The organism is Micromonospora sp. NPDC002411 (genome assembly GCF_053592955.1).
Genome location: NZ_JBSFBM010000287.1, coordinates 1 through 8,619, shown reverse-complemented (window position 1 = coordinate 8,619; position 8,619 = coordinate 1). Strand labels below are relative to the sequence as shown.

Sequence of the window (8,619 nt, the reverse complement as noted above, 5' to 3'; positions counted from 1 at the left end):
TCCGCCCGAGACGACACCCGACCACTTCGGTATCCGCTGGGAGGTCGAGCCATACCGCTCGGCCTTCAGGGTCGGTGGTGCCGGCCTGGCTGTGGCCGGTCGGGGCCGGCCTGTCCGCGGTGGGGATCGCCCAGGCGGCGGCCCGGTGGCGTGCTCTGCCGACTGTCGACGCGAAGGTGCCGTGGCGTCGCGTGTTGTCGGTGGCGAGTTCCCTGGTGGCTGCCGCGCTGGCCGTCGCGGCCGTCGTCGCCTGAGCTGAGCGCCTGCCGGGGTCGCAGACCGACCCCGGCAGCTTCGCGCTCAGCGTTCGACGACCAGCCGGTGGGCTCGCAGTGCCCGCGCCCACCAGGGACGCGGTGTCGTCGGGCGCAGCGCCGGCGTGCGTACGCCGCGCAGGCTGACCCAGCCGCCCGGCCCCATCGTCACCGCGCCGATCGCCGGCGGCTTGCGCCGACCCACCACCGCCACGGCGGCGGTGAGCACGGCGACCGCGAACGCGCCGGTCGCCGCGGCGAGCAGCCGGTCCGGGTCGGTCACCGGCCGGTACCGGACCCGCCCGCCGGAGAGGACGTACGCTCCGATCGCCCGGCCGTCGCGGACCACCGGCACCAGCGCGGACTCCGGCGTGCCCGGCAGTTCCAGCACCGGGCCCACCGGTCCCACACTGACCGGCGCGGCCACCGGCTCGGGCGTCCGCCGGGTCGGGGGTGGGCTCAGCGGTGCGGCGCCGGTGGGGTTGAGGATCGCGGTCATGGCGCTGCCTCCTATCGGGAGTCGGACGTGCCGGTGGTGGCGTCGACGGCGGCCCGTCCGGCGGCCAACCGGGCGATCGGCACCCGATACGGCGAGCAGGAGACGTAGTCCACGCCGGCGTCCGCGAAGAACGCGATCGAGTCGGGGTCTCCGCCGTGTTCGCCGCACACCCCGATGGTGAGTTTCGGTTGGGCCGCCCGACCCTCGGCGACGGCCAGCCGGACCAGGCGGCCCACGCCGACAGGATCGATGCGCTCGAAAGGAGACAGCTCAAGGATCCCCCGCTCCAGGTAGGCGTCGAAGAACGAGCCCTCCACGTCGTCGCGGGAGAACGCCCACACGGTCTGGGTCAGGTCGTTGGTGCCGAACGAGAAGAAGTGCGCCGCGCCGGCGATCTCCCCGGCGGTCAGCGCCGCCCTCGGCACCTCGATCATCGTGCCGAGGAGGATCTCCGGCGCGTCCGGCACCCCGGCGAGGACCGGTTCGATCTCGGCGCGCACCGCGCGGAGTTCCCGCACATCGCCGACCAACGGCACCATGATCTCCGGGCGCGGGTCACCGCCGTCGCGTCTCCGCTGCGCCGCGGCCTCGGCGATCGCCCTGACCTGCATCGCGAACAGTCCCGGTATCATCAGCCCGAGCCGCACCCCGCGCAGCCCGAGCATCGGGTTGGCCTCGTGCATCCGGCGTACGGCCCGCAGCAGCCTGCCGTCACGGCCCGGATCCTCGCCGCGCGCCTCGGCGCGGGCCACCCGCGCGGTCAGCTCGTGCAGCGGTGGCAGGAACTCGTGTAGTGGCGGGTCAATGAGGCGGATGGTCACCGGCAGCCCGTCCATCGCGGTCAGGATCTCCACGAAGTCGGCCCGCTGCAACGGCAGCAACGCGTCCAGCGCCGCGGTCACCTCATCCGGGCCCTCGGCCAGGATCAGCCGCTCCACCAGCTCCCGACGCGCCCCGAGAAACATGTGCTCGGTGCGGCACAGCCCGATGCCGGTGGCACCGAGGCGTCGGGCCAGCCGGGCGTCCGCCCCGGAGTCCGCATTGGCGCGTACGCCCAGCCGGCGCACCGCGTCGGCGTGCCCGAGTAGCCGGTGCACCGCCACGACCAGCGGGTCGGCCTCTGGCGCCAGCTCACCCGCGAGGTAGCGGGCGACCGGCGAGGGCCGAACCGGCAACTCGCCGGGGTAGACCTTTCCGGTCATCCCGTCGATCGAGACCACCTCACCGGCCCGGACGACCCGGTCGCCGACGGTGAATTCGCCGCGCTCGGCGTCGATGCGCAGCGCGTCCGCCCCGCAGACGCAGGTACGCCCCATGCCCCGAGCCACCACGGCGGCGTGTGAGGTCTTGCCGCCGCGCGACGTGAGCACACCGGCCGCGGCGATCATGCCGGGTAGGTCGTCCGGGTTGGTCTCCCGGCGGACCAGGATCACCGGCCCGTCGGCCGCCTCGGCGGCTGCGGAGTCGAAGACGACGCGCCCCACCGCGGCGCCGGGGGAGGCGCCGAGGCCGACGGCGAGCGGTCGCGGCGCACCGGCCAGGTCGAACGCGGGGAACATCAGCTGGGCCAGCTGAGCGCCGGTGACCCGGTGCAGCGCCTCGTCCAGCGTGATCAGCCCCTCGTCGACCAGCTGCGCGGCGATCACGAACGCGGCCGCCGCCGTCCGCTTGCCCACCCGGGTCTGCAGCATCCAGAGCCGCCCCCGCTCGATGGTGAACTCGATGTCGCACAGGTCCCGGTAGTGCCGCTCCAACGTCGCCATGATTTCGAGCAGCCGGCGGTAACTCACCGGGTCGATGCGCGCCAGCTCGGGCAGGCCGACCGTGTTGCGGATGCCTGCCACCACGTCCTCACCCTGGGCGTTGGCGAGGTAGTCGCCGTAGACGCCGGGCGCGCCGCTGGCCGGGTCACGGGTGAACGCCACACCGGTGCCGGAGTTCGGGCCGAGGTTGCCGAAGACCATCGCCATGATGTTGACCGCCGTACCCAGGTCGTCCGGGATGTGCTCCTGGTGGCGGTACAACCGTGCCCGCTGGGAGTTCCACGACTCGAACACCGACCGGATGGCCAGGTAGAGCTGCTCGTGCGGGGCCTGCGGAAACTCGTGCCCCACCTGGGCGGCGAAGATCTTCTTGTACGTCTCCACCAGGTCGCGCAACTGCTCGGCGTTCGGCCCGGCCGGGCCGGCCGTCGCGCGTAGCGCCTCCAACTCCCGCTCGAAATCCTCCGCCGGCAGCCCGTGCACCGTACGACCGAACATCTGGATCAACCGTCGGTACGAGTCCCAGGCGAACCGGGCGTCACCGCTGTGCGCTGCCAGCCCGCCGACCGTGCTGTCGTTGAGCCCGATGTCCAGGACCGTGTCCATCATCCCCGGCATCGAGTACCGGCCACCGGAGCGGACCGCCAGCAGCAGCGGGTCGCGCGGGTCGCCGAGTCGCCGGTCCAGTCGCGCCTCCACATCCCGAAGGTGCGCGTTGACCTCGGCGAAAAGCCCGTCCGGCGGTGCGCCAGTCGCCAGGTACGCCCGGCAGGCGTCGGTGCTGATCGTGAACCCCGGCGGCACCGGCAACCCCAGCCGTGTCATCTCGCTCAGGTTCGCGCCCTTGCCGCCCAGCAGGTCGGCCCTGCCCCGGTCACCCTCGATGAAGTCGTAGACGTACTTGGGCATGGCTCCGGCCTCCCACCTTCGTTTACCGCACGGACCTCTCCATCTGTTGGTACCAATATGTCGAGGGCTGTCGGCAGGGCCGGACGGTACGGTCGGCGGGCCAGAGGTCCCGCACTGTCGCAGCCACTGCGTACCCTCGGCCGATGACTTCCGAAGTGCGGCTCCGCCCGGTCCAGGAAGACGATCTCGTCGAGTTCTTCCTGCACCAACAGGACCCGGAGGCCAACCGGATGGCCGCGTTCGGCCCCAAGGACCCGTCCGACCGTCGGGAGTTCGCCGCACACTGGGCCCGGGTGCTCACCAACCCGGCGAACCTGGTCCGCACCGCCGAGGTCGACGGCGAGGTGGTCGGCTACGTGAGCGCCTGGCCGGCCGAGGGGCAGACCGAGGTCAGCTACTGGATCGACCCGGCGCGCTGGGGTCGGGGCTACGCCACGGCGGCCCTGGCCGCCCTGCTGCGCGAGCTGCCCCGGCCGGTGCACGCCCGCGCCGCAAAGGACAACGCCGCCTCCCTCGCGGTGCTCCGCAAGTGCGGGTTCGCGGTGGTCGGTGAAGACTCGGGGTACGCGAACGGCCGCGGCGAAGACGTCGAGGAGTGGCTGCTGGAGCTGCCCGCCGACGGCCCTGACCTGGGCGGGCACTAGTCTCGCGGCGTGAACTGGTTGGATCTCGTCGGCTGGGCCGGCTCCGCGGTGCTGGTCTGGTCGCTGCTGCAGTCGCGCATCCTGCGGTTGCGGGCGCTCAACCTCGTCGGCTGCTTCGTGCTGATCGGCTACAACGCCGCGATCGAGGTCTGGCCCGGCGTCGGGCTCAACGTCGTGCTCGCGGTGATCAACATCTGGTATCTGCGCGGCATGCTCGCCACCCGGCACGACGAGAAGACCTACCAGGTGGTGGAGGTCGGCGTCGGCGACCAGTTCCTCGCGCACACGCTGCGGGTGCACGCTGCCGACATCGCCCGGTTCAACCCCGGCTTCCACTGGGATCCGAGTGCGGCGGGGTGCTCCGCGTTCCTGGTGGTGACGGCCGACGAGGTGGTCGGGGTGGTGCTGTCGCACGCCGAGGCGCGCGGCGTCGCCCAGATCGACCTGGACTACGTGACCCCGAAGTTCCGCGACTTCACCCCTGGTGAGTTCGTCTACCGGCGCAGCCACCTGTTCACCGAACGGGGCTTCCACCGGGTGGTCAGCCCGCCCCGGATGGTCGCCCCCTACTACCACCGGCTCGGATTCCGCCCGGAGGGCGACTCGTACGTCCTCGACCTGCCGACCTCACCGACCCCCGGCCCGGCCTAGCGTCACCGCCGCCCGATTGGCCTAGCGTCACCGACGCCCGGCCGGGCAGCGGCGTCACCGGCGTCCCGGGTGGCACCGATTCGGCGTACCCTCGCTGCGGCAGGATTCGGCCGGCGCGGGACGGGGCAAAGACACGCCTACGCCGGGCGGGCTCACCGACCGGCGGGGCGCCGCGCGTACCGGCCGGTGCCACCACCGGAGAGGGAGCGAACCGGGCGTGCAGAGCTACGGGAGCCAACTGGCCCTGGTCGGAATCCTGGTCGTGATCAACGCGCTCTTCGCCGGCAGCGAGATGGCGTTGGTGTCACTGCGGGACAGCCAGATCCAGCGGTTGGAGCGCACCAGCCGCGCAGGGCGGGTGCTGGCCCGGCTCGCCAAGGACCCGAACCGCTTCCTCGCCACCATCCAGATCGGCATCACCCTCGCCGGTTTCCTGGCGTCCGCGGCCGCGGCGGTCTCGCTGGCCAAGCCCCTGGTGCCGCTGCTCGGGGTGTTCGGCGGTGCCGCCGAGACGGTGGCGATCGTGGCGGTCACCCTCGTGCTGACCTTCGTCACCCTGGTCTTCGGCGAGCTGGCGCCCAAGCGGATCGCCATGCAGTCCGCCGAGCGGTGGGCGCTGCTGGTGGCCCGCCCACTCGACCTGCTGGCCTCCTTCACCCGCCCCGCCGTCTGGGCCCTCGGCGCCACCAGTGACCTGGTGGTCCGCCTGGTCGGGCTCAACCCCAAGCACGAGCCGGAGGAGATCGGCCCGGACGAACTGCGGGACATCGTCGCCGGCAACCATGGCTTCACCAAGGAGCAGCGCACCATCATCGCGGGCGCCGTGGAGATCGCCGACCGGCGGTTGCGGGCTGTCCTCGTACCCCGGTTGCAGGTCTTCACGCTCGACAGCGGGACCACCGCGGAGGCCGCGCGGCTCGTGCTGGCCGCCACCGGGCACTCCCGGGCTCCGGTCGTGCGCCACGGCGGCCTGGACGACACGGCCGGAGTGATCCACCTGCGTGACCTGGTGGGTGTGCCCGACGACCGCCCGGTCGACGAGATCGCCCGACCGCCGATGCTGCTGCCCGACTCGCTACCGGTGGTGGAGGCGCTGCGCCAGTTCAAGGCCGAGCGTCAGCACATCGCGCTGGTCGTGGACGAGCGCGGCGCCGTTGACGGCATCGTGACGCTGGAGGACATCCTGGAGGAGATCGTCGGCGAGATCTACGACGAGACCGACCGGGATGTGCGCTCGGTGCGCCGCGACCCCGACGGTGCGCTCCTGCTGCCCGGCACCTTCCCGGTGCACGACCTCCCGGACATCGGCGTGGAGCTGCCGTCGCGCCCGGCCGGTGACTACACCACAGTCGCCGGGCTGGTGCTGGCCCGGCTCGGGCACATTCCCACCGTCGCCGGGGAGGACGTCACGCTGGACGGTTGGGTGCTGGTGGTGGCCGGCATCGACCACCGGGCGATCACCGAGGTACGGCTCAGCCGCGTACCCGAAGACAGCGACAGCGACGCCGAGCAGACCCCGGAGCCGGTGTTGGACGAGGCCCGGAGCTGAGCCCGACCGGAGGGCCGTAGCTCAGTCGCGTGAGAGGTTCTGCAGCCGCACCTGACCACGGGCGACCAGGCGTTCGTCGGCGTCGGTGATCTCCACCTGCCACAGCTGCTGGCTGCGGCCCCGGTGCACCGGAGTGCCGACGGCGGTCAGTTCCCCGTCGCGGACGGCCCGCAGGAAGTCGGTCTGGTTCGACACCCCGACCACGGTGCCCCGGTCGGCCAGCCAGAGGCCGCCACCCACGCTCGCCGCGGTCTCCACGACCGAGCAGTACACCCCGCCGTGCAGGATGCCGTACGGCTGGTGCAGCTCCGGTCGAACCTGCCAGCTGATGACGACCCGGTCGGGGGACGCCTCCTTGAACGTCAGGCCGAGCAGGGCGACGAGACCACCCGTCACGTCCGGAATCTCCACGGCGAATCCCTCCTCGATCAACTTGGCGCAAGCCTAACCGTGGCGGGTTGCGGCAAACCCGGTACGGGTCGGCGCCGGCGATGGGGGAGAATCGGTGACCGTGACCGACAGTAGCCTCCCGCCGCCCCGGCGGGACTCCCTGACCGACGACCTGCTCTGGCGTGGCCTGATACAGGACTCGACCGGCCTCGACGAGCTGCGCGAGCTGCTCGACGGTGGGAAGTCCGCCACGTACTACGTGGGCTTCGACCCCACCGCGGCGAGCCTGCACGTCGGCTCGCTGATGCAGGTCACCATGGCCCGCCGGCTGCAACTCGCCGGCCACCGCCCGTTGCTGCTGGTCGGCGGGGCGACCGGGCAGATCGGTGACCCGAAGGAGAGCGCCGAGCGGACGCTCAACCCGCCCGACGTGATTGCCGGGTGGGTGGAGCGCATCCGTGACCAGCTGGCCCCCTTCGTGTCGTACACCGGCGAGAACGCGGCCCAGGTCGTCAACAACCTGGACTGGACCGGCGAGATGTCGGTCGTCGAGTTCCTGCGCGACGTGGGCAAGCACTTCCCGGTGAACAAGATGCTCGCGCGGGAGGTGGTACGGGCCCGGCTGGAGACCGGCATCAGCTTCACCGAGTTCAGCTACCAGCTGCTCCAGGCCAACGACTTCTTCGAGCTGCACCGCCGACACGGCTGCCAGCTGCAGTTCGGCGGGTCCGACCAGTGGGGCAACATCACCGCGGGCGTCGACTACGTACGCCGGCGAGGCGCGGGGCCGGTGCAGGCGTTCACGACGCCGCTGGTCACCAAGTCCGATGGCACGAAGTTCGGCAAGACCGAGGGCGGCGCGGTCTGGCTCGACCCGACGATGACCAGCCCGTACGCGTTCTACCAGTTCTGGCTCAACGTGGAGGACCAGGAGGTCGACCGCTACCTGCGGTACTTCAGCTTCCGTACCCGCGATGAGCTGGAGGAGTTGGCGAAGGCCACCGCCGAACGGCCGGCTGCCCGCCTGGCGCAGCGGGCGCTCGCCGAGGAGTTGACCACCCTTGTGCACGGTGCCGACGAGACCCGACAGGCGATCGCCGCCAGCCAGGCGCTCTTCGGCCGCGGCTCGCTGGAGGAGTTGGCACCGGAGACGCTCCGCGCGGCGCTGACGGAGGCCGGGTTGGTGCGGCTCTCCGGTGAGCTGCCGGATGTGGCGGGCCTGTTGCGTGACTCCGGGCTCGTGAACGGCCTCAAGGAGGCTCGCCGGGTGATCGCCGAGGGTGGCGCCTACGTGAACAACAACCGGGTGACCGAGGTGGACGCTGAGGTCTCGCCAGCCGATCTGCTGCACGGGCGGTACCTGGTGCTGCGCCGCGGCAAGCGCTCGTTCGCCGGCGTTGAGCTGGGCGAATAGCCGAGTGTCGACGATGTGACGGGGGACGCGTCCGGCGGATTTGACGATCATCCCGCCGGACGCGTAACTTTCTCTCTGCCAGCGCGGAACGGGGCAAACGGGACGAAAGTCCTAAGCCCAAAAAACGAGCTGGTGACCGGGTCGGGCAGGGGTTCGCTCCTGTGAGGCACGGCCGGGCGGGGCTCGCCGGATTGGCCGCGAGGCGGATTTGGTGCGGCGAAGCCGACCGGGTAGTGTTTACGACCGGCAGGGCACCGGGCGAGCTTGCGGGAAACCGCAGCGGCCGGCCTGCCAAATCCGTGACGAGAGCGGCGCAAGCCGATCGAGACATGGTGCCCGCATGACTGGACGAAGCATGACGAACTGCGAAACACCGGTTTGACACAGCGGAAACCAGCGGGTAACGTAGTAAAAGTGCCTGGCGCTGAAAGCGCTAGGAACGCAGAGCGGTAAAGCCCCGGTTGGGGTTCCACTGAGGTGGGGCTTCTGGTCGGTGTGTGGTTGTTCTTTGAGAACTCAACAGGGTGCTTGTAAAGCCAGTGCCAA

The 8,619-nt window shown here is 71.3% G+C and carries 8 protein-coding genes; 5 read left to right on the top strand and 3 right to left on the bottom strand.

Annotation, left to right across the window (positions count from 1 at the left end; genetic code table 11):
* The first annotated feature begins 77 nt into the window (after positions 1 to 77).
* Complete coding sequence (locus ACWCO3_RS26845) at positions 78 to 254, top strand: hypothetical protein (RefSeq protein ID WP_450012666.1); 177 nt, start codon at positions 78 to 80, stop codon at positions 252 to 254.
* 46 nt (positions 255 to 300) lie between these two features.
* On the opposite strand, the gene ACWCO3_RS26840 is transcribed toward ACWCO3_RS26845, so the two are convergent.
* Positions 301 to 753 carry a hypothetical protein gene (locus ACWCO3_RS26840; RefSeq protein ID WP_145783564.1) on the bottom strand — a complete coding sequence of 151 codons (453 nt, stop codon included), beginning with the start codon at positions 751 to 753 and terminating at the stop codon, positions 301 to 303.
* Between the two features lie 11 nt (positions 754 to 764).
* Positions 765 to 3,425: a pyruvate, phosphate dikinase gene (ppdK, locus tag ACWCO3_RS26835; protein WP_450012663.1), complete on the bottom strand. Its 2,661-nt coding sequence runs from the start codon at positions 3,423 to 3,425 to the stop codon at positions 765 to 767.
* 143 nt (positions 3,426 to 3,568) lie between these two features.
* Between ppdK and ACWCO3_RS26830 the strand changes: the two genes are divergently transcribed.
* The 3 genes from ACWCO3_RS26830 to ACWCO3_RS26820 all read left to right on the top strand — a co-directional run bounded on the left by ACWCO3_RS26830 (position 3,569) and on the right by ACWCO3_RS26820 (position 6,269).
* On the top strand, positions 3,569 to 4,069 hold the full coding sequence (locus ACWCO3_RS26830; RefSeq protein WP_145783560.1) for a GNAT family N-acetyltransferase: 501 nt from the start codon (positions 3,569 to 3,571) through the stop codon (positions 4,067 to 4,069).
* A 9-nt stretch (positions 4,070 to 4,078) separates the two neighbouring features.
* Positions 4,079 to 4,720 (top strand): YgjV family protein, encoded by a 642-nt coding sequence (locus tag ACWCO3_RS26825; protein ID WP_145783558.1) that lies wholly within the window; start codon positions 4,079 to 4,081, stop codon positions 4,718 to 4,720.
* Positions 4,721 to 4,937: 217 nt separating this feature from the next.
* Complete coding sequence (locus ACWCO3_RS26820) at positions 4,938 to 6,269, top strand: hemolysin family protein (RefSeq protein ID WP_357937337.1); 1,332 nt, start codon at positions 4,938 to 4,940, stop codon at positions 6,267 to 6,269.
* A gap of 21 nt (positions 6,270 to 6,290) precedes the next feature.
* Here the strand turns inward: ACWCO3_RS26820 and ACWCO3_RS26815 are convergent, their stop codons facing one another.
* A complete protein-coding gene (locus ACWCO3_RS26815) occupies positions 6,291 to 6,698 on the bottom strand; it encodes a PaaI family thioesterase (protein ID WP_208745196.1) in 408 nt (135 codons plus the stop codon).
* An 82-nt stretch (positions 6,699 to 6,780) separates the two neighbouring features.
* On the opposite strand from ACWCO3_RS26815, the gene tyrS reads away from it, so the two are divergent.
* Complete coding sequence (gene tyrS, locus ACWCO3_RS26810; protein ID WP_450012660.1) at positions 6,781 to 8,073, top strand: tyrosine--tRNA ligase; 1,293 nt, start codon at positions 6,781 to 6,783, stop codon at positions 8,071 to 8,073.
* The last annotated feature ends 546 nt before the right edge of the window (positions 8,074 to 8,619 follow it).

Bases quoted from the DNA above. Each gene is read 5' to 3' on its own strand.
- ACWCO3_RS26830 (WP_145783560.1), top strand. From the start codon at position 3,569: ATGACTTCCGAAGTGCGGCTCCGCCCGGTCCAGGAAGACGATCTCGTC.
- ppdK (WP_450012663.1), bottom strand. From the start codon at position 3,425: ATGCCCAAGTACGTCTACGACTTCATCGAGGGTGACCGGGGCAGGGCC.
- ACWCO3_RS26840 (WP_145783564.1), bottom strand. From the start codon at position 753: ATGACCGCGATCCTCAACCCCACCGGCGCCGCACCGCTGAGCCCACCC.